General features: G+C 66.5%; 16 protein-coding genes, 2 tRNA genes and 2 pseudogenes. 8 read left to right on the top strand and 12 right to left on the bottom strand.

Annotated elements, in window-relative coordinates; genetic code table 11:
• Positions 1-13: 13 nt before the first annotated feature.
• Positions 14-526, top strand: a complete 513-nt coding sequence (locus BST12_RS05990) for a PPOX class F420-dependent oxidoreductase (RefSeq protein ID WP_083112084.1) — start codon at positions 14-16, stop codon at positions 524-526.
• 5 nt (positions 527-531) lie between these two features.
• Here BST12_RS05990 and BST12_RS05985 read toward each other — a convergent pair.
• From BST12_RS05985 to BST12_RS30615, 4 genes are all read right to left on the bottom strand, one after another.
• Positions 532-604: transfer RNA gene (locus BST12_RS05985), tRNA-Glu, on the bottom strand.
• Positions 605-700: 96 nt separating this feature from the next.
• Positions 701-772, bottom strand: a tRNA-Gln gene (locus BST12_RS05980).
• A 124-nt stretch (positions 773-896) separates the two neighbouring features.
• On the bottom strand, positions 897-2,363 hold the full coding sequence (gene gltX / locus BST12_RS05975; protein ID WP_170062052.1) for a glutamate--tRNA ligase: 1,467 nt from the start codon (positions 2,361-2,363) through the stop codon (positions 897-899).
• The gene (locus tag BST12_RS30615) at positions 2,360-3,157 is read right to left on the bottom strand and encodes a fumarylacetoacetate hydrolase family protein (RefSeq protein ID WP_170062058.1); all 798 of its coding nucleotides are present in this window, start codon (positions 3,155-3,157) and stop codon (positions 2,360-2,362) included. The genes gltX and BST12_RS30615 overlap by 4 nt, the downstream gene beginning before the upstream one ends.
• Before the next feature lie 130 nt (positions 3,158-3,287).
• Here BST12_RS30615 and BST12_RS05960 point away from each other — a divergent pair, with 130 nt between their 5' ends.
• Together BST12_RS05960 and BST12_RS05955 are read left to right on the top strand one after the other, a co-directional pair.
• Positions 3,288-4,496 (top strand): MFS transporter, encoded by a 1,209-nt coding sequence (locus BST12_RS05960; protein WP_083112127.1) that lies wholly within the window; start codon positions 3,288-3,290, stop codon positions 4,494-4,496.
• Between the two features lie 33 nt (positions 4,497-4,529).
• Positions 4,530-5,585: pseudogene (locus BST12_RS05955) on the top strand (MFS transporter); the annotation flags it as partial.
• 133 nt (positions 5,586-5,718) lie between these two features.
• Here BST12_RS05955 and BST12_RS34810 read toward each other — a convergent pair.
• Positions 5,719-5,793 (bottom strand): annotated as a pseudogene (locus tag BST12_RS34810) (hypothetical protein); the annotation flags it as partial.
• Between the two features lie 35 nt (positions 5,794-5,828).
• On the opposite strand from BST12_RS34810, the gene BST12_RS05950 reads away from it, so the two are divergent.
• On the top strand, positions 5,829-7,037 hold the full coding sequence (locus BST12_RS05950) for an MFS transporter (RefSeq protein ID WP_211281216.1): 1,209 nt from the start codon (positions 5,829-5,831) through the stop codon (positions 7,035-7,037).
• Here the strand turns inward: BST12_RS05950 and BST12_RS05945 are convergent.
• Both BST12_RS05945 and serA read right to left on the bottom strand, forming a co-directional pair.
• On the bottom strand, positions 7,034-8,044 hold the full coding sequence (locus tag BST12_RS05945; RefSeq protein ID WP_083112126.1) for a 3-isopropylmalate dehydrogenase: 1,011 nt from the start codon (positions 8,042-8,044) through the stop codon (positions 7,034-7,036). The two genes, BST12_RS05950 and BST12_RS05945, sit on opposite strands and share 4 nt — an antisense overlap.
• Before the next feature lie 10 nt (positions 8,045-8,054).
• On the bottom strand, positions 8,055-9,641 hold the full coding sequence (gene serA, locus BST12_RS05940; protein ID WP_083112080.1) for a phosphoglycerate dehydrogenase: 1,587 nt from the start codon (positions 9,639-9,641) through the stop codon (positions 8,055-8,057).
• A gap of 141 nt (positions 9,642-9,782) precedes the next feature.
• Between serA and BST12_RS05930 the strand changes: the two genes are divergently transcribed.
• On the top strand, positions 9,783-11,225 hold the full coding sequence (locus tag BST12_RS05930; RefSeq protein ID WP_083112078.1) for a phytoene desaturase family protein: 1,443 nt from the start codon (positions 9,783-9,785) through the stop codon (positions 11,223-11,225).
• A complete protein-coding gene (gene wrbA / locus BST12_RS05925; RefSeq protein ID WP_083112077.1) occupies positions 11,222-11,824 on the top strand; it encodes an NAD(P)H:quinone oxidoreductase in 603 nt (200 codons plus the stop codon). The genes BST12_RS05930 and wrbA overlap by 4 nt, the downstream gene beginning before the upstream one ends.
• A gap of 63 nt (positions 11,825-11,887) precedes the next feature.
• Here wrbA and ilvC read toward each other — a convergent pair whose 3' ends face one another.
• From ilvC to BST12_RS05910, 3 genes are read right to left on the bottom strand one after another with little or no spacing between them, the layout of a single operon-like run.
• Complete coding sequence (ilvC, locus tag BST12_RS05920) at positions 11,888-12,889, bottom strand: ketol-acid reductoisomerase (protein WP_211281220.1); 1,002 nt, start codon at positions 12,887-12,889, stop codon at positions 11,888-11,890.
• A 33-nt stretch (positions 12,890-12,922) separates the two neighbouring features.
• Positions 12,923-13,435: an acetolactate synthase small subunit gene (gene ilvN, locus BST12_RS05915; protein ID WP_083112075.1), complete on the bottom strand. Its 513-nt coding sequence runs from the start codon at positions 13,433-13,435 to the stop codon at positions 12,923-12,925.
• 49 nt (positions 13,436-13,484) lie between these two features.
• A complete protein-coding gene (locus BST12_RS05910) occupies positions 13,485-15,341 on the bottom strand; it encodes an acetolactate synthase large subunit (RefSeq protein WP_083112074.1) in 1,857 nt (618 codons plus the stop codon).
• Positions 15,342-15,687: 346 nt separating this feature from the next.
• Here BST12_RS05910 and BST12_RS05905 point away from each other — a divergent pair, with 346 nt between their 5' ends.
• A complete protein-coding gene (locus BST12_RS05905) occupies positions 15,688-16,065 on the top strand; it encodes a PH domain-containing protein (protein ID WP_245850093.1) in 378 nt (125 codons plus the stop codon).
• A gap of 10 nt (positions 16,066-16,075) precedes the next feature.
• On the opposite strand, the gene BST12_RS05900 is transcribed toward BST12_RS05905, so the two are convergent.
• Positions 16,076-16,933, bottom strand: a complete 858-nt coding sequence (locus BST12_RS05900) for a DoxX family protein (RefSeq protein WP_083112073.1) — start codon at positions 16,931-16,933, stop codon at positions 16,076-16,078.
• 289 nt (positions 16,934-17,222) lie between these two features.
• Here BST12_RS05900 and BST12_RS05895 point away from each other — a divergent pair, with 289 nt between their 5' ends.
• Entirely contained in the window at positions 17,223-18,344 is a 1,122-nt protein-coding gene (locus BST12_RS05895) for a PQQ-dependent sugar dehydrogenase (RefSeq protein ID WP_083112072.1), read from the top strand.
• Positions 18,345-18,444: 100 nt separating this feature from the next.
• On the opposite strand, the gene BST12_RS05890 is transcribed toward BST12_RS05895, so the two are convergent.
• Entirely contained in the window at positions 18,445-18,984 is a 540-nt protein-coding gene (locus BST12_RS05890) for a flavin reductase family protein (protein WP_083112124.1), read from the bottom strand.
• Positions 18,985-19,042 lie beyond the last annotated feature (58 nt).

The following is a 19,042-nucleotide window of genomic DNA, read 5'->3' as shown; positions in this document are numbered from 1 at the left end:
CAGACTGACGGCCATGGGAACCAAACAGCGCGCCGACATCGTCATGTCCGAGGCCGAAATCGCTGAATTCGTCAACTGGAGCCGTACCGGCACCCTGGCCACCGTCGGCCCAGACGGCCAACCGCATTTGACGGCGATGTGGTACGCCGTCGTCGACGGTGAGATCTGGCTGGAGACCAAAGCCAAGTCGCAAAAGGCGGTGAACCTCAACCGCGATCCTCGGGTGAGCTTCCTGCTCGAGGACGGCAACACCTACGACACGCTGCGCGGGGTTTCCTTCGAGGGCGTCGCGGAGATCGTCGACGATCCCGACGCACTGCACCGGGTCGGGGTCAGTGTGTGGGAGCGCTACACCGGCCCCTACAGTGACGAGCTCAAGCCGATGGTCGACCAGATGATGAACAAGCGCGTCGGCGTGCGCATCGTCAGCAGGCGCACCCGCTCGTGGGACCACCGCAAGCTGGGATTGCCGAGCATGCCGGTGGGCGGCACCACGGCCCCTGCGGTGCAGGGGACCGGTAACTGATTTTGTAGCCCCGATGGGATTCGAACCCACGCTACCGCCGTGAGAGGGCGGCGTCCTAGGCCGCTAGACGACGGGGCCAGAACCGATCCGAGCTGTCAGCATAGCCGACGCCGGGAAGCCCACCTAATCACTCGGCAGTCACTCGGGATCAGCCTTCACGTCGGTGGGACTTTGCTGGGGTACCAGGACTCGAACCTAGAATGGCTGAACCAGAATCAGCTGTGTTGCCAATTACACCATACCCCATTGACCGCATATGCCTGCCAAAAACCGCTGGTCAGAACTTGTTTTGGGGCCATTGCCCGCCCCGCGGATCAGCTCTGCCGGCCGTTGTAGGCCTTTTGAAGTCGCTGTGCACACTACCAAAGATTCAGGCCGCGTCGTCGCGCGCGGCCCGCAGCCGCCGCAAGCTGCGGTCGCGGCCGAGCAGCTCCAGCGATTCGAACAGCGGCGGACTGATCGTCGTCCCGGTGGCGGCCACCCGGATCGGGCCGAACGCCTTGCGGGGTTTGAGGCCCAGATCCTCGATCAGCGCGGGCTTGAGGGCACCCTCGATATGCGCCGTGGTCCAGTCCGTCACACCCTCCAGCGCCGCGACAGCCGCGTCGAGCACCGGCGCGGCTTCGGGCCCCAGCTCCTTGGCTGCGGCCTTGGGGTCGATCGCGTACTGCTCGTCGTTGAGAAACTTCAGCAGATCCCACGCGTCGCCCAACACGACGATGCGGGTCTGCACCAGCTCGGCCGCGGCGGCGAACTCTGCGTCGCTCAACTCGATGTGATGGCCGTGAGTGTCCAGGTAGGCCCGCAGTCTGCCGGCGAAATCGGCGGCGTCGAGCATTCGGATGTGTTCGGCGTTGAGCGCGTCGGCCTTCTTCTGGTCGAAGCGGGCGGGGTTCGAGTTGACGTCGGCGACGTCGAACGCGGCCACCATCTCGTCGAGACTGAACAGGTCATGGTCGTCGGCGATCGCCCAGCCAAGCAGCGCAAGGTAATTCAGCAGTCCTTCGGGGATGAAGCCGCGGTCGCGATGGGCGAACAGATTCGACTGCGGGTCCCGCTTGGAGAGCTTCTTGGTCCCCTCCCCCAATACCGTTGGGAGATGGGCGAATTCCGGAACCCGGTCGGTGACCCCGATGCGGATCAGCGCCTGATACAGGGCCAGCTGGCGCGGAGTGGACGGCAGCAGGTCCTCGCCGCGCAGCACGTGGGTGATCTTCATCAGCGCGTCGTCGCACGGATTGACCAAGGTGTATAACGGATCTCCGCTCGCGCGGGTCAGCGCGAAATCCGGCACCGATCCCGCCGCGAACGTGGTGGTTCCGCGAACCAGGTCGTTCCAGCTGAGATCCGCGTCGGGCATGCGCAGCCGCACCACCGGCGTGCGGCCCTCGGCGAGGTACGCCGCGCGCTGCGAGTCGGTCAGCTGCCGGTCGAAATTGTCGTAGCCGAGTTTGGGGTTGCGGCCCGCGGCGATGTGGCGGGCCTCGACCTCCTCGGGCGTCGAAAAGGCGTAGTAGGCCTCGCCGGCCGTAAGTAGCCGGTCCACCACGTCACGGTAGAGATCGCTGCGCTGTGATTGCCGGTATGGGCCGTAAGGCCCGCCCACCTCGGGGCCCTCGTCCCAATTCAGGCCGAGCCAGCGCAATGCATCCAGCAGCGCGGCATAGCTTTCCTCGCTGTCTCGCTCGGCGTCGGTGTCCTCGATGCGAAAGACGAAGGTGCCGCCGGTGTGGCGGGCGTACGCCCAGTTGAACAGGGCCGTGCGGACCATCCCGACGTGCGGGGTGCCGGTGGGCGACGGGCAGAATCGAACCCGGACGGGGACGGCTTGTGTCACGACTTTCCTTTGCGGACAACGGGATTGGTAAGGGTGCCGATCCCCTCGATGGTGACGGAGACGGTGTCGCCATCCTCGATGGGGCCGACGCCGGCGGGAGTTCCGGTGAGTATGAGATCGCCGGGCAGCAGGGTCATTACGGCCGTGATCCATTCCACGATGGCGCCAACATCGTGGATCATCAGCGAGGTGCGGCTGTGTTGCTTGACCTCGCCGTTGACCTCGGTGCGCAGTTCGAGATCGGCCGGCTCGAGGTCGGTGACGATCCACGGTCCGACCGGACAGAAGGTGTCATGTCCCTTGGCCCGCGTCCACTGGCCATCGGACTTCTGCTGATCGCGGGCCGACACGTCGTTGCCGATGGTGTAGCCGAGAATGTTGTCGGCGGCCTGCGCGGCCGGAACGTCTTTGCACGCCCGGCCGATCACTATCGCCAGCTCGCCCTCGAAATGCACCGGTGATGCGTTGGCGGGCAATCGAATCGGCACATTGGGCCCGATGATCGCGGTGTTGGGCTTCATGAAAATCACCGGGTCCGCCGGGGCTGGGCCGGTGAGGGCGGCCATCTCGGCGATGTGGTCGGCGTAGTTCTTGCCGACGCAGACGACCTTGCTGGCCAATATCGGAGCCAGCAGGCGCACGTCGGCCAGCGGCCATGAGCGGCCGGTGAACGTCGGCGTGCCGAACGGGTGCTCGGCGATCTCGCGGGCGATCAGTTCGCCGGGGCTGTCCAATTCGCCGTCGATGCTGACAAAGGCGACACCGTCTGGGCTGGCGATTCGACCAAGGCGCATTCGGGTCAGCCTATCTTGTGGGTGCGTGGCCGGCCCCGGCGAGAGTCTCCATACCCAAACCCGGACCGGTTCAGCGAGAGTGAACTTCGCGAAAACTCCTGGCAACGGGAAAGTGTGCAAGCATGGCTGGATGCCGACCGAGCAGATCAGCGCGGCCACGCGCTGGTCGATGGTCGGCATTGCGCTGGTGGTGACAGCCAGTGCGTTTTCGTTCATCAACGCGGTTCCGTTCCTGATCCCCGCATTGGACGCCGCGCGCGCAACTCCGTTGTCGCAGACGGGCCTGCTGGCCGCGATGCCGAGCGTGGGCATGGTGGTGACGCTGATCGGCTGGGGCTACGTGGCTGACCGGGTCGGCGAGCGGCTCGTGCTCGTCACCGGTTCGACCATGACCGCAGTGGCCACGTTCGCTGCCGCGTCGGTCCACTCGCTGGTGGCCATGGGCGCATTCCTGTTTCTCGGCGGCATGAGCGCGGCCAGCTGCAACCCCGCCTGCGGCCGGCTGGTCGCCGGCTGGTTTCCCGCCGACCAGCGCGGGCTGGCGATGGGAGTCCGTCAGACCGCGCAGCCGCTGGGAATCGCCATGGCCGCCTTCATGATTCCCCGTCTCGCCGAACATGGCCCGAGCGTGGGTTTGCTGTTCCCAGCGTTCGCCTGCGCGGCGTCAGCGGTGGTCGGAGCGCTCTTCGTGCGCGATCCAGCACACAAGCCCCGCGCTGCGGCCAGCGAAGAGGAGCTGGTCAACCCCTACCGCGGTAGCGCGGTGCTGATCCGCATTCACGCACTTTCAGCGCTGATGGTGATGCCGCAGTCGATGACGGTCACCTTCATGCTGGTTTGGCTGACCAGGAACCAGGGATGGGCGGTGCGCACCGCCGGAGCGCTGGTGATCGTCACTCAACTGCTCAGCGCCGGCAGCCGCATCGCGGCCGGCCGGTGGTCGGACCGCATCGGGTCGCGGATGCGGCCCATCCGCGTCGTCGCGCTCGCTACCAGCGTGACCATGCTGATGCTGGCTTTGGCCAATGTCTTGAACCCGCTGCTGGCCGTGGTCCTCATGGTCTCGGTGTCGATCATCACCGTGATGGACAACGGGCTCGAGGCCACCGCGATCACCGAATTCGCCGGCGAGTTCTGGAGCGGGCGCGCATTGGGCGTCCAGAACACCACGCAGCGGTTGATGACGCTGGCCGGGCCACCGATGTTCGGCGCCGTAATCGATTCGGCCGGCTATCCGCTGGCTTTCGCGCTGTGCGGCTTGTTCCCGCTGGCGGCGGTGCCCTTTGTGCCGATCGGTCTGCCGGTACCCGGACTGACGAGCGTTCGTTCGCGCGAGTAAACAGGCGCGTGTACAGCGTGCGAGCATGAGTGGATGTCCAAAGACCCGACCACCCCGGGAGCACGCTGGGCGATCGTGGTCATTTCACTGCTCGTCACGGCAAGCTCCTTTCTGTTCATCAACGGCGTCGCATTCTTGATCCCCGCGCTGAAAATCGTGCGCGGCACCTCACTGACCGAAGCCAGTTTGCTGTCGTCGATGCCCAGCTGGGGCATGGTGGTCACGCTGGTCGGCTGGGGTTATGTGCTGGATCGGGTGGGCGAGCGGATGGTGATGGCGGTGGGTTCGGCCCTCACCGCGGCCGCGGCCTATGCCGCGGCGTCAGTTCATTCGCTGCTGTTGATGGGCGGATTCCTGTTCCTCGGGGGCATGGCCGCGGCCAGCTGCAACAGTGCCGGAGGCCGGCTGGTGTCCGGCTGGTTCCCGCCGCACCAGCGCGGCCTGGCGATGGGCGTTCGCCAGACCGCCCAACCGCTGGGAATCGCCTTGGGCGCGTTGGTGATTCCCGAACTTGCCGAACGAAGCCCGCACGCGGGGCTGATATTCCCCGCGGTCGCATGCACGCTCGCGGCGGTGGTCAGCGTCATCGGCGTCGTCGACCCACCGCGCAAGTCACGGAAGTCGGCCAGCGTCGAGGAGTTGGCCAGTCCTTATCGCGGATCGTCGGTGTTGTGGCGGATTCACGTGGTTTCGGCGCTGCTGATGATGCCGCAGACGGTGACCGTGACGTTCATGCTGGTCTGGCTGATGAACCACCATCGCTGGTCGGTGGCGGCTGCCGGCGGTTTGGTGACGATCTCGCAGCTGCTCGGTGCCGTGGGCCGCATCGCCGTCGGACGCTGGTCCGACCGGGTCGGCTCACGGATGCGACCGGTTCGCATCATCGCGATCGCCGCCGCCCTGAACCTGTTCTTGCTGGCTCTCGTCGACGATCAGGGTTCGCGTTACGACGTGGCGCTGATGGTCGCCATTTCGGTAATCGCGGTGCTCGACAACGGCTTGGAGGCCACCGCGATCACCGAGTACGCCGGGCCGTTCTGGAGCGGACGGGCGCTGGGCACCCAGAACACCACGCAGCGGCTTGCGGCCGCGGCGGGACCACCGCTGTTCGGCGCGCTGATCACCGCGGCCGCCTACCCCCTGGCCTGGGGACTGTGCGCCTTGTTCCCGCTGGCAGCGGTGCCGTTGGTGCCGACCCGCCTGTTGCCGCCGGGACTCGAGACTAGAGCGCGGCGGCAATCCGTTCGCCGACATCGCCGGTGGCAAGCCGTTCGCTCCCGCGAGTTGCCAAGTAAGCAGCGCCGCTTGCGTTGACGTTTGTCAGCTTGATCGATGGTGAACTACCAACGGGTGCAAATAACATCGACGCGGCGTTGGTCGATGCTTGGCGTTGCGCTGATCGCGACGCTGTGCGCCACCGTCTTCATCAACGGCATCGCATTCTTGATTCCGGCACTCAACGACGTGCGAGGTATCAACTTGGCCGAGGCCGCGCTGCTGTCGGCGATGCCCAGCTTCGGCATGGTCTTCACCCTGATCGCCTGGGGATACGTGCTGGATTTGGTGGGCGAGCGAATCGTGCTCACCGTCGGTTTGGCCATGACCGCGGCGGCTGCCTACGCCGCGGCGTCAGTGCCGCACTCGATGCTTTCGGTGGGCATCGCCCTGTTTGCCGGCGGCATGGCCGCCGCCAGCGCCAATACCGCCAGTGGCCGCCTGGTCACGGGCTGGTTTCGCGCTGATCAACGCGGCCTCGCGATGGGGATACGGCAGACCGCCCAACCGCTGGGAATCGCCTTGTCCGCCTTGGTTTTGCCAGAACTCGGGGAACACGACATCTCGGTCGCACTGCTCTTCCCGGCGGCATTGTGCGCGTTGGCGGCGCTGGTGTGCGCCGTCTGGGTACGCGACCCGTCGCGCCCGGCCCGGTCCGGCGCCGACGCGAGCGAGTTGGCCAATCCTTACCGCGGCAGGACCGAATTGTGGCGGATTCATCTGGCGTCGGCGCTGCTCATGGTGCCGCAGACGGTGGTCTTGACGTTCATGTTGGTCTGGCTGATCAGAAGTCACGGCTGGTCGATCGCCTCGGCCGGTGTCTTGGTAAGCATCTCGCAGCTACTTGGTGCCGGCGGCCGGATCGCCGTCGGCCGGTGGTCTGACCACGTCGGGTCGCGAATGCGCCCAATCCGCATCATCGCTGCGGGCGCCGCCCTGGTGATGATGCTGCTCGCCGTCACCGATCACCTGCATTCGGCCCTGGCGGTGGCGCTGATGGTCACCGCGTCGGTCATCACGGTGCTCGACAATGGATTGGCTTTCACCGCCATTCCGGAGCTGGCCGGTCGCTTCTGGAGCGGGCGGGCGATGGGCACGCAGAACACCACCCAGCGGCTCAGCGCCGCGATCGGGCCACCGGTGTTCGGCCAGATGATCGACGCAACCGGATATCCGTTCGCCTTCGCGGTGTGCGGGCTGTTTCCGCTGCTGGCGTTGCCGTTGGTGCCGCAAGACGACCGAATGCGCGCGGGTGTCGCCGATTAGAGCGCGGCGGCAATCCGTTCACCGACTTCGGTGGTGGCACGGGGTACGTCGCCGCGAGTCGCCAGGTAAGTCTCGACCGCTCGATCCACCCGGGCAGCGGCCGCGGTTTCACCCAGGTGAGCGAGCAGTAGCGCCACTGACATGACTGCCGCTGTCGGGTCGGCGATGCCCTGACCGGCGATGTCGGGCGCGCTGCCGTGCACCGGCTCGAACATCGACGGGTTGGTCCGGGTTGCGTCGATATTTCCGCTGGCGGCCAAGCCGATACCGCCGCACACCGCTGCGGCCAGGTCGGTGATGATGTCGCCGAACAGGTTGTCGGTGACGATCACGTCGAAGCGGCCCGGGTCGGTGACCAGGTGGATGGTGGCCGCGTCGACGTGTTGATAGGCCACCTCGACCTCGGGGTATTTTTCACCGACCTCTTGCACCGTCCGCCACCACAACGATCCGGCGAACGTGAGCACGTTGTTCTTGTGCACCAGCGTCAGGTGCTTGCGACGCTGCTGAGCCCGCTCGAAGGCGTCCTGGACCACTCGCCGGACACCGAACGCGGTGTTCACGCTGACCTCGGTGGCCACCTCGTTCGGAGTGCCGACGCGAATCGCGCCGCCGTTGCCGGTGTATGGGCCTTCGGTGCCTTCGCGCACCACCACGAAGTCGATCTTGGGGTCACCGGCCAGGGGGCTTTGCACGCCCGGGTACAGCCGGCCGGGCCGCAGGTTGATGTGGTGATCGAGCTCGAAGCGCAGCCGTAGCAACAGGCCTCGCTCCAGGACGCCGCTGGGCACCGACGGGTCGCCGATCGCCCCGAGCAGGATTGCGTCGTGTTGACGAAGTTCGGGGACCACCGAGTCCGGGAGCACCTCACCGGTGGCGTGGAAACGCCGTGCGCCCAAGTCGTATTCGGTTTTCTGCACACCGGGCAGCACCGCATCGAGGATTTTCATCGCCTGGGCAATGACTTCCGGCCCGATGCCGTCGCCGCCGATCACCGCTAACTTCATGAGCGCCACCTCACGAAAGATCAACCACCTCAAGCTTATTGGCGCCCACTGCCGCCGCGATCGCCGAGCGCACATCCTCGGGCACGTCCTGATCCAGCCGCAGCAGAACGGTGGCGCTCGGACCCTCGGTGTCCTCGGACAGCTGCGCGGCCTGAATGTTCACCCCGGCCGTGCCCAGCAAGGTGCCGATCTTGCCCAGCGCGCCGGGCTGGTCGGCGTAATTGATCACCAGGTTGATGCCAGTGGCGCGCAGGTCGTAGCTGCGGCCGTTGATCTGGACGATCTTTTCCACCAGTTGCGGCCCGGACAAGGTGCCCGCGACGTTGACGACGGAACCATCGGAAGCGACCGCGCGCACGTCGACGAGGCTGCGGTGGTTGGGGCTCTCGGTGGCCTTGGTGATCTCTGCCGTCACGCCTCGCTCGGCGGCCAGGGCCGGCGCGTTGACAAACGTCACCGCATCCTCGATCACCGCCGAGAACAGGCCGCGCAGTGCCGAGAGCTTCAGCACCTCGACCTCCTCGGCGGCCAGCTCCCCACGCACCTGCACCGACAACGACACCGGCAGTTCGTCGGCCAGCGTGGCAACCAGCAACCCGAGCTTGCGCGCCAGATCCAACCAGGGCGCCACCTCTTCGTTGACTACCCCGCCGCCGACGTTGACCGCGTCCGGAACGAACTCCCCGGCCAGCGCCAGCCGCACGCTTTCGGCTACGTCGGTGCCGGCCCGGTCCTGGGCCTCAGCCGTGGACGCCCCCAGATGCGGCGTGACGACCACCTGGGGCAGCTCGAACAACGGGCTGTCGGTGCAGGGTTCGGTGGCGAACACGTCGAGGCCGGCCCCGCGCACGTGGCCGCTGTTGATCGCGTCGGCCAGCGCCGCCTCGTCCACCAAGCCGCCGCGCGCGGCGTTGACGACGATGACGCCGGGTTTGGTCTTGGCCAGAGCCTCCTTGTCGATCAAGCCCGCCGTCTCCGGGGTCTTGGGCAGATGCACGGAGATGAAATCGGCGCGGGCCAGCAGGTCGTCCAAGGGCAGCAACTCGATACCCAGCTGCGCCGCCCGGGCCGACGACACATAGGGGTCATAGGCGACGATGTGGGCGCCGAAGGCGGCGATGCGCTGCGCGACCAGCTGCCCGATTCGGCCGAGTCCAACCACGCCGACGGTCTTGCCGAAGATCTCGGTGCCGGAGAACGACGAGCGCTTCCAGGTGTGCTCACGCAGCGAGGCGTCGGCCGCCGCGATCTGCCGGGACGCGGCCAGCAGCAGCGCGATGGCGTGCTCTGCGGCGCTGTGGATGTTGGATGTCGGGGCGTTGACCACCAGCACACCGCGGGCGGTGGCAGCGTCAACGTCCACGTTGTCCAGGCCGACGCCGGCGCGGGCGACGATCTTCAATTTCGGGGCCGCGGCCAATACTTCGGCGTCCACGGTGGTAGCCGACCGCACCAGCAGCGCGTCGGCTTCAGGCACCGCAGCCAGCAGCTTTTCCCGGTCGGGCCCGTCTACCCAGCGCACCTCAACCTGGTCTCCCAGGGCAGCAACCGTTGATTGGGCAAGTTTGTCGGCGATTAACACAACAGGCAGGTTCACCCGAACAGCGTAGCGGCGACCGCGAGCGCGGCGGAGCCGGGCGCTGCGGGTCGCCGCCATCAGCGCCGGCGGCGACCGCGAGCGCGGCGGAGCCGGGCGCTGCGGGTCGCCGCCATGGGCAGAGTCGGCTCTAATTGACCGGTGGACGTAACCGTCGTCGGTAGCGGGCCCAATGGGCTCTCCACGGCCGTAATCTGTGCCCGAGCCGGGCTGAAAGTGCAGGTCGTCGAAGCCCAACCCACCTTTGGTGGCGGCGCCCGCAGCGCCGCCGACTTCGAATTTCCCGGAGTCTTGCACGACGTGTGCTCGGCGGTGCACCCGCTGGCGCTGGCGTCGCCGTTTTTCGCCGAGTTCGATCTGCCCGCCCGCGGCGTGACGCTGGCCGTGCCGGAGATCTCGTACGCCAACCCGCTGCCGGGCCGTCCCGCCGCCGTCGCCTATCGAGATCTGCAGCGCACCTGTGCGGAATTGGACGACGGCGTCTCCTGGCAGCGACTGCTCGGCCCGTTAGTGGCCAGCTCCGACGCGGTCGTGGCATTCCTGCTGGGTGACAAGCGTTCGGTACCCCGCTCGCTGCTACCGGTGGTGGGTCTCGGGCTGCGGATGCTGGCCCAGGGCACCCCGGCCTGGGGATCGCCGGCCGGTTACCTAACCGGAGACGATGCTCGCGCGTTGTTCAGTGGTGTTGCCGCGCACGTGATTTCGCGCTTGCCATCACTGACCTCGGCCGGCGCCGGTCTGATGCTGGCCACGCTGGGCCATTCGGTCGGCTGGCCCATTCCGGTTGGCGGGACGCAAACCATCACCGACGCCCTGATCGCGGATCTGCGCGCCCACGGCGGCGAGCTGACGTCCGGTGTCGAAATCACCGATCCGCCAAGCGGTGTGGTCGCCTTCGACACCGCACCGACCGCGCTGCTGGACATCTACCGCGACGCGCTTCCGGCTGGTTACGCTAAGGCGTTGCGCCGCTATACCTTTGGGCCGGGAGTGGCGAAGGTGGACTTTGTGCTGAACGACGAGATTCCTTGGTCGGATGCGCGATTGCAGTGCGCGCCGACGCTGCACCTCGGCGGCATCCGCGAGCAGATGGCACGCGCCGAGGCCGACATCGCCGCGGGGCGCCATGCCGAATGGCCGATGGTGCTCGCTTCCTCACCGCACCTCGCCGATCCGGGCCGCATCGACTCCGGCGGGCGCCGGCCGCTGTGGACGTATGCCCATGTGCCGTCGGGATCCACGCTCGATGCCACCGAATCGGTGATCGGAGTGTTCGAGCGGTTCGCACCGGGATTCCGCGACATCGTGGTGGCCTCCCGCAGCGTGCCCGCCGCGCGGATGGCCGAACACAACGCGAACTACGTCGGCGGCGATATCGCGGTGGGCGGAGCATCGGTGTTGCGTGCCACCTTGGGCCCTACGCCACGGCTGAACCCTTGGCGCACACCGGTTCCCAAGGTGTACCTGTGTTCGGCGGCCACCCCGCCGGGCGCCGGCGTGCACGGCATGGCCGGTTATTACGCCGCGCGCGCCCTGCTGCGCCGCGAGTTCGGCATTGCCGAACTGCCTAAGCTCTCGCCATGACCAAACTTGCGATCGTCTACTACTCGGCCACCGGCCACGGCACCACCATGGCTCAGCGGGTGGCGGCCGCGGCGGAGGCGGCTGGCGCCGAAGTGCGGCTGCGTCATGTCGCCGAAACCCGCGACCCGTCGTCGTTCGCGCACAATCCCGCGTGGACCGCGAATTACGAGGCGACCAAAGATCTCCCGGCCGCCAGCGGCGACGACATCGTGTGGGCCGACGCGGTGATGTTCGGATCGCCCACCCGGTTCGGCTCGGTTGCCTCGCAATTGCGCGAGTTCCTCGACTCGCTGGGCGGGCTGTGGGCCGAAGGCAAGCTCGCCGACAAGGTGTACGCGGCCTTCACGTCATCCAACACCCTGCACGGTGGTCAGGAGACCACTCTGCTGACGCTCTACGTCACCTTGATGCATTTCGGCGGCATCATCGTCGCGCCGGGATACACCGACCCGCTGAAGTTCGTCGACGGCAACCCCTATGGGGTCAGCCTGGTATCGACGCACGACAACATCGAAGAGTTCGACTCGGCGACGGCGGACGCGCTGGACCACCTGGCGCGCCGGGTGGTGCGTGTTGCCGAAGGCACCGCGACACTGTAGTTAACGCGACGACACGCCGAAAAGCCCCGCGCCAACTACAGTTTCGCGGCCCGCCCGCCCGGGCTACGCGGTTTCGGTGATAGGGCGGTCGACCCAGCTCATCAGGTCGCGCAACTTCTTACCGGTGACCTCGATGGGGTGCTCGGCGTTCTCCTTGCGCAGATCCTCGAGCTGCTTGTTGCCACCCTCGACATTGGCCACCAGCTTCTTGACGAAGCTCCCGTCCTGAATGTCGCGCAGAATTCCGCGCATCCGCTCCTTGGTGTCGGCGTCGATGACGCGCGGGCCCGACAGGTAGCCGCCGAACTCCGCGGTGTCAGACACCGAGTAGTTCATCCGCGCGATGCCACCCTCGTACATCAGGTCGACGATGAGCTTGAGCTCGTGCAGCACCTCGAAGTACGCCATCTCCGGCGGGTAGCCCGCCTCGACCATGACGTCGAAACCGGTCTTCACCAATTCCTCTGTGCCACCACACAACACGGCCTGCTCGCCGAACAGATCGGTTTCGGTCTCATCCTTGAAGGTGGTCTTGATGACGCCGGCGCGGGTGCCGCCAATCGCCTTGGCATAGGACAAGGCGAGTGCCTGGCCCTGCCCCGTTGGGTCCTGGTCGACCGCGATCAGCGCGGGCACGCCCTTGCCGTCGACGAACTGGCGCCGAACCAGATGCCCGGGGCCCTTGGGCGCGACCATCGCGACGGTGACGTTGGCCGGCGGCTTGATCAGGTCGAAGTGGATGTTGAGTCCGTGCCCGAAGAACAGTGCGTCACCGTCTTTAAGGTTGGGCTCGATGTCATTGGTGAAGATCTCGGCCTGTGCGGTGTCGGGAGCCAGCAGCATGATCACGTCGGCCCACTTGGCAACCTCGGCGGGGGTATCGACCTCGAGGCCCTGCTCTTCGACCTTGGCCCGTGACTTCGAGCCCTCCTTCAGCCCGACGCGCACCTGCACACCGGAGTCGCGCAGGCTCAGTGAGTGCGCATGCCCCTGACTGCCGTAGCCGATCACGCCGACCTTGCGGCCCTGGATGATCGACAGGTCAGCGTCGTCGTCGTAGAACATCTCTAATGCCACGGTGAAATTTCTCCTTGTGTGTTATTTGGCGGTGGCTATGCCGCGCGGTCCGCGGGACAGCGACACCATTCCGGACTGGGCGATTTCACGGATACCGAAGGGCTCCAATACCCGCAGCAGCGCCTCGAGCTTGCCATGATTACCGGTGGCCTCGACCGTCAGCGACTCTGGGGACACGTCAATGACGTTGGCGCGGAACAGGTTCACCGCTTCGATCACCTGGCTGCGGGTACCGGCGTCGGCCCGCACCTTGATCAGGGCCAACTCCCGCGATACCGAGTTGTCTTCGTCCTGCTCGACGATCTTGATGACGTTGATCAGCTTGTTGAGCTGCTTGGTGACCTGTTCGAGCGGAGTTTCCTCGCAGGAGACCACGATGGTCATCCGCGACATGTCCTTCTGCTCGGTGGCACCCACTGCCAGCGATTCGATGTTGAAGCCGCGCCGGGAGAACAGCGCCGCAACCCGGGCGAGAACACCGGGCTTGTCTTCGACCAGCACCGAAAGCGTGTGCGTCTTCGACGATCCAATCATTTGCGGCGCTCCTCCTCATCACTACGATCTGCATCGTCGCCGGCGCGCATCAGGCGTGTCCTTCGCTTATGTCGTCGAACAGCGGGCGGATCCCACGTGCGGCCTGGATCTCGTCGTTGCTGGTGCCGGCGGCGACCATCGGCCACACCTGGGCGTCGGCGCCGACGATGAAGTCGATCACCACTGGGCGGTCGTTGATCGCCCGCGCCTGGTTGATGACGTCTTCCACGTCTTCCTCACGCTCGCAACGCAATCCGACACAACCCAGCGCCTCGGCCAGCTTGACGAAGTCCGGGATGCGGTGCGAGTGGGTGGCCAGGTCGGTCTGGGAGTAGCGCTCTTCGTAGAAGAGGGTCTGCCACTGCCGCACCATGCCCAGGTTGCCGTTGTTGATCAGCGCCACCTTGATCGGGATGCCCTCGATGGCGCAGGTGGCCAGTTCCTGGTTGGTCATCTGGAAGCAACCGTCGCCGTCGATTGCCCACACCTCGGTGTCGGGCAGGGCGATCTTGGCGCCCATGGCCGCCGGGATGGCGAACCCCATGGTGCCCAGCCCGCCGGAATTCAGCCAGGTGCGCGGCTTTTCGTACTTGATGAACTGCGCCGCCCACATCTGATGCTGACCAACGCCCGCGACGTAGATAGCGTCCGGGCCGGCGATCTGGCCGAGCTTCTCGATCACGAACTCCGGGCCCAGGCTGCCGTCGCTCTGTGGCCCGTAGCTCAGCGGGTACGTCTTGCGAACGCCCTCCAGGTACTCCCACCACTCGGTCATGTCGAGGTTGCCGGGGATCTCGTAGTGCCGCAGCATCGCGATGAGGTCGGTGATGACGGCCTTGACGTCGCCCACGATCGGCACGTCGGCGTGGCGGTTCTTGCCGATCTCGGCCGGGTCGATGTCGGCGTGGATGACCTTGGCCTCCGGAGCGAACGATTCGAGCTTGCCGGTCACCCGGTCGTCGAAGCGGGTGCCCAGCGCGATCAGCAGGTCGCTGCGCTGCAGCGCGGCCACCGCGGACACCGTGCCGTGCATGCCGGGCATGCCTATGTTCTGCGGGTGGCTGTCGGGGAAGGCGCCGCGCGCCATCAGCGTGGTGACCACCGGAATGCCGGTCAGTTCGGCCAGATCCAGCAGCTTGTCGGTGGCCTCGCCGCGGATGACGCCGCCGCCGACGTACAGCACCGGCTTGCGCGCGGTCGCGATCAGCTTGGCGGCCTCGCGAACCTGCCGGTTGTGCGGTTTGGTGTTCGGCTTATAGCCGGGCAGATCCATCCGCGGCGGCCACGCGAACGTGCATTGGCCCTGCAAGACGTCCTTCGGGATGTCCACCAGAACCGCGCCCGGCCTTCCGGATGCTGCGATGTGGAAGGCCTCAGCCAGCACGCGGGGAATCTCGTCACCGGAGCGGACCAGGAAGTTGTGCTTGGTGATCGGCATGGTGATGCCGGAGATGTCGGCTTCCTGGAAGGCATCGGTGCCGATCAGCCCGCGCCCGACCTGGCCGGTGATGGCGACCACCGGGATGGAGTCCATCTGCGCGTCGGCCAGCGGGGTGACGAGGTTGGTGGCACCGGGACCGGAGGTGGCCATGCACACCCCGACCTTGCCGGTGGCGTGCGCGTAGCCGCTGGCGGCGTGGCCGGCGCCCTGCTCGTGGCGGACCAGCACGTGGCGCAGCTTCTGCGAGTCGAACAGCGGGTCATACACCGGAAGTACGGCGCCGCCGGGAATGCCGAAGATGATGTCGACGTCGAGCTCCTCCAGCGAGCGGATGACCGACTGGGCACCGGTAAGTTGCTCGGGCGCAACACGTTTCGGCTGTGCCGCGGGCGTCGCAGCGGGTTTCACCGCTTTCGGCGCGCCGTCGGCCTGCGGCTCGCTGGATGATTTCGTGGGAGCGCTCACAGTGTCCTCTTCACGTCCTTGTGGGTCCTGGGGTTCCTGGGCAAGAAAAAACCCCCGTCAGCTCTTGCTGCACGAGGGTTGCGCGTTGGGCTGGATAGCTTGAAATGCTAGTCAGGCACCAACGCGCCGACAAATTACTACGAGCATTCCGGGCTTTCCGGCGGTATTCATAGCGTCCGACGGTAGCCTTCGCACAGCTCAGCCGTCAAATCCGGGATGTGCTTGGCCGAGTGTGCGCTGGTGGCTTTCGATGTGTATCCAGGGTGACGACACGCCGCCGACGGCCGCCATCAGCGCACACGCGACGCCGCGACTGCTCGACTCGCGGCGATGCGATGATGCGAGGGTGGCTACTCAAGCGCCGGTAGTGATCAAGGTGTCGCCGATGGCACACTTCGCGGTCGGCTTTTTGACCCTGGGGCTGCTGGTGCCTGTCCTGACCTGGCCGGTGAGTGCCCCGGTATTGGTGATCCCGCTGCTGTTGTCGGCGATGATCGTGCGGCTTCGTACGGTCGCCGACGATCGGGGCGTGACGGCGCGGACACTGCTGGGCAGCCGGACGGTGGCCTGGGAGGACATCGATGGGCTGCGGTTTCACCGCGGGTCCTGGGCACGCGCCCGGCTTAAGAGCGGCGAGGATGTGCGGCTGCCCGCGGTGACCTTCGCGACGCTGCCGCAGCTGGCCGAGGCCAGTGCCGGGCGGGTGCCTAACCCTTATCGGTGAAAGGGCCAGGTCAGGCGAGCGGATTCACGCCGTTGAGGAACACCCAGACGGCGACACCAGCGGCGATGCCGACGAGCAGCGCGACGAATGACCCGATGAACGGCCGGTGCGCCCACCCTCGGCGCGCGTCGAGGCCGTAGCGACCCGGGCCGCTCAGGATGACGGCGACGGCCATCGCGACCAGCGTGATCTGGTATTCGTGCCCATTGGGCAGGAAGTAGGTGAAGGGGTGCGAATGCTGGGCCGACATGCTGGCCAGCAAGCCATTGATGAGGAAGGCCAGTGCTCCCGCGGCCGCCAGCGGGGTGAACAGCCCCAGCACCAGCAGCACTCCAGCGACGATCTCACCGCCGGCACTGACGTAGGCGAGGATGTCGGCGTGCTGGTAGCCGATGTCGGATAACGAGTGCCGGAATCCGGTCAGCCCCTGCCCGTCCCACCAGCCGAACACCTTCTGCAGTCCATGGGCGACCAGCACCGCACCCAGGCCGATCCGCAGGATGAGCAGACCGAAATTCTGGGTACCGCGCCGGCCGGCGGCCCGCAGGCGGTCTTCCTCTTCGTCGATGTCGATGGCGGCTGGCGCCGCCGGAATCTGCCGGCCGGCCGCCTGCGGCTGAACGTAGGGCAACGGCTCCTGAGCATCGAGCGCGTGGTACACCGAGCTGGCCGCCGTACTCGAGTTGTTCGGGTCGTACGGCGGGATGATGGTGGTGGTTCCGGTACCGGTGCCGCCGAAGTCACTGGAAAACCTGGCCGGAGTCAAGTCCTCTTCGGGGTCGACCAGGCTTGCCGAGACCGGTCGCCCCGCGGATGGACCGGGGGAATCGCCCGGCCGCTGCCAATGTGAGTCACTCGAACTGGTCACGGGTGTCAGGGTAAGGGCATTTTCGCCTGAATCGGGGATTTAGGCGGCGCTTCCGCCTGTTAAATCCGCAGTTCGCCCGCCAAATGGTTCCGATGCGCCGCTACGACCGGCTCGCCGGAGCAAGAATCCCCCCGTGGTTCAGGCAACGCGGTTGTCAGAGGCCCCCGCCACCACTGCCGCCGACGCCGCCGCCGGCGGTGCCGCCTGCCCCCTTGGTGTCTCTCGATAATCGGTTGCGCGATGACCTTGACGGCAGGTGGCCGGACGCCCGACAGGTAGCCTGTCGATCATGCGGATAAGGCGCTCGGTTCGATCCGGGCTCGCTGCACTGTGTGCGGTGATGCTGGTATCGAGCGGCTGCGCGCGCTTCAACGACGCACAGTCGCAGCCGTTCACCACCAACCCCGAACTCAAGCCACAGCCCAGTTCGACGCCTCCCCCGCCGCCGCCGTTGCCGCCGACACCGTTCCCCAAAGCCTGCCCGGCACCCGGGGTCATGCAGGGGTGCCTAGAGAGCACCAGCGGACTGATCATGGGCATCGATAGCAAGACCGCGTTGGTCGCCGAGCGCACCACCGGCGCTGTCAAAGAGATCTCCGTCAGCGCCGAGCCCAAGGTGAAGCTGGTCATTCCGGTAGACCCGTCGGGCGACGGCGGCTTGATGGACATCGTGTTGTCGCCGACGTACTCCCAGGACCGGCTGATGTACGCCTACGTCAGCACGCCCACCGACAACCGGGTCATCCGGATCGCCGACGGCGACGTCCCCAAGGACATCCTGACCGGAATTCCCAAGGGCGCCACCGGCAATACCGGCGCGCTGATCTTCACCAGCCCCACCACGCTGGTCGTGCTCACCGGCGATGCGGGCAACCCGGCGATGGCGGCCGACCCCAAGTCGCTGGCCGGCAAGGTGCTGCGCATCGAACAGCCCACCACCATTGGGCAGGCGCCGCCGACGACGGCGCTATCCGGCGTCGGGTCGGGCGGCGGGTTGTGCATCGATCCGGTCGACGGGTCGCTGTACGTCGCAGACCGCACGCCGACGGCGGACCGCCTGCAGCGCATCACCAAGAAATCCGAGGTGTCCACGGTGTGGACCTGGCCGGACAAGCCCGGCGTGGCCGGCTGTGCGGCCATGGACGGCACGGTGCTGGTCAACCTGATCAACACCAAGCTGACGGTGGCGGTCCGGCTTGCCCCATCGACCGGTGCGGTCACCGGTGAGCCCGACGTGGTCCGCAAGGACACCCACGCCCATGCCTGGGCGTTGCGGATGTCGCCGGACGGCAACGTATGGGGGGCGACGGTCAACCGAACCGCCGGTGACGCCGAGAAACTCGACGACGTGGTGTTCCCGCTGTTCCCGCAGGGTGGCGGCTTCCCGCGGAACAACGACGACAAGACGTAGCGGGCCCGTTGGTCACAGCCGTCACACCAGTACCAACGAGAGTTCGCCCACCCAATCTAGAAACTCGATAGCGCCCGCGATATCAACTCTCGGGCGCCGGTTAGGGCACGTCGAGGGTGAACCTCATGCCGTAGCGGCGCGCCTCTTGGGCCCGTTCGTTGGTGTAGAGCCGCTGCGGCGCTTCCTGGCCTGGCTCGAAGTCCTCGTCCATATCGGAGAGGTACAGCAAATCCTCCGACGACTCGGGCGCCCATACCGCGATGGGCTCCAATAGGTATGCCACGTGATCCCCGACCTCGCTTCGGCTCGCTATCCTGCCCAGCAACCAGGCGAGCGCATCGTCGAGAATCGGCATCCCCATCGGACCACCGCGCCACGAGCATTGCGCGAATTGGCTGGTCTGGTCCTCGGATTGGCTACTGAACAGCTGGGCCAGCACCTGTTGGCGGCGCGGCAGGGCGTGCACTGCCATATATTCGGACCGGCTCGCGACTTCGACGGTGTGACTGCTCATCGGCAGGCTGACCATGAAGCTGGGCGGCTGCACGCTCGTTTGGCTGGCGAACGTGACCACGCAACCCGATGGCTGACCGTCGGCCTGCGTCGTCACCACCAACACCGGAGAATCCAGCATGTCCATCAAGTCGCCGAACGATTCATCGATCACCTCACCATGATGGATGCGGACGGCGTCGTTG

This window comes from Mycobacterium angelicum (assembly GCF_002086155.1).
In the GTDB taxonomy this organism is placed as follows: Bacteria; Actinomycetota; Actinomycetes; order Mycobacteriales; family Mycobacteriaceae; genus Mycobacterium; species Mycobacterium angelicum.
The sequence above is the reverse complement of the archived record's forward strand: the minus strand, read 5'-3'. Positions and strand labels throughout refer to the sequence as shown.

Excerpts from the sequence above, each read along its gene's own strand:
- BST12_RS05990 (WP_083112084.1), top strand. The coding sequence starts at position 14 with ATGGGAACCAAACAGCGCGCCGACATCGTCATGTCCGAGGCCGAAATC.
- BST12_RS30615 (WP_170062058.1), bottom strand. The coding sequence starts at position 3,157 with ATGCGCCTTGGTCGAATCGCCAGCCCAGACGGTGTCGCCTTTGTCAGC.
- BST12_RS05960 (WP_083112127.1), top strand. The coding sequence starts at position 3,288 with ATGCCGACCGAGCAGATCAGCGCGGCCACGCGCTGGTCGATGGTCGGC.
- BST12_RS05950 (WP_211281216.1), top strand. The coding sequence starts at position 5,829 with ATGGTGAACTACCAACGGGTGCAAATAACATCGACGCGGCGTTGGTCG.
- BST12_RS05945 (WP_083112126.1), bottom strand. The coding sequence starts at position 8,044 with ATGAAGTTAGCGGTGATCGGCGGCGACGGCATCGGGCCGGAAGTCATT.
- wrbA (WP_083112077.1), top strand. The coding sequence starts at position 11,222 with ATGACCAAACTTGCGATCGTCTACTACTCGGCCACCGGCCACGGCACC.
- ilvC (WP_211281220.1), bottom strand. The coding sequence starts at position 12,889 with ATGTTCTACGACGACGACGCTGACCTGTCGATCATCCAGGGCCGCAAG.
- ilvN (WP_083112075.1), bottom strand. The coding sequence starts at position 13,435 with ATGATTGGATCGTCGAAGACGCACACGCTTTCGGTGCTGGTCGAAGAC.
- BST12_RS05895 (WP_083112072.1), top strand. The coding sequence starts at position 17,223 with ATGCGGATAAGGCGCTCGGTTCGATCCGGGCTCGCTGCACTGTGTGCG.
- BST12_RS05890 (WP_083112124.1), bottom strand. The coding sequence starts at position 18,984 with ATGGACATGCTGGATTCTCCGGTGTTGGTGGTGACGACGCAGGCCGAC.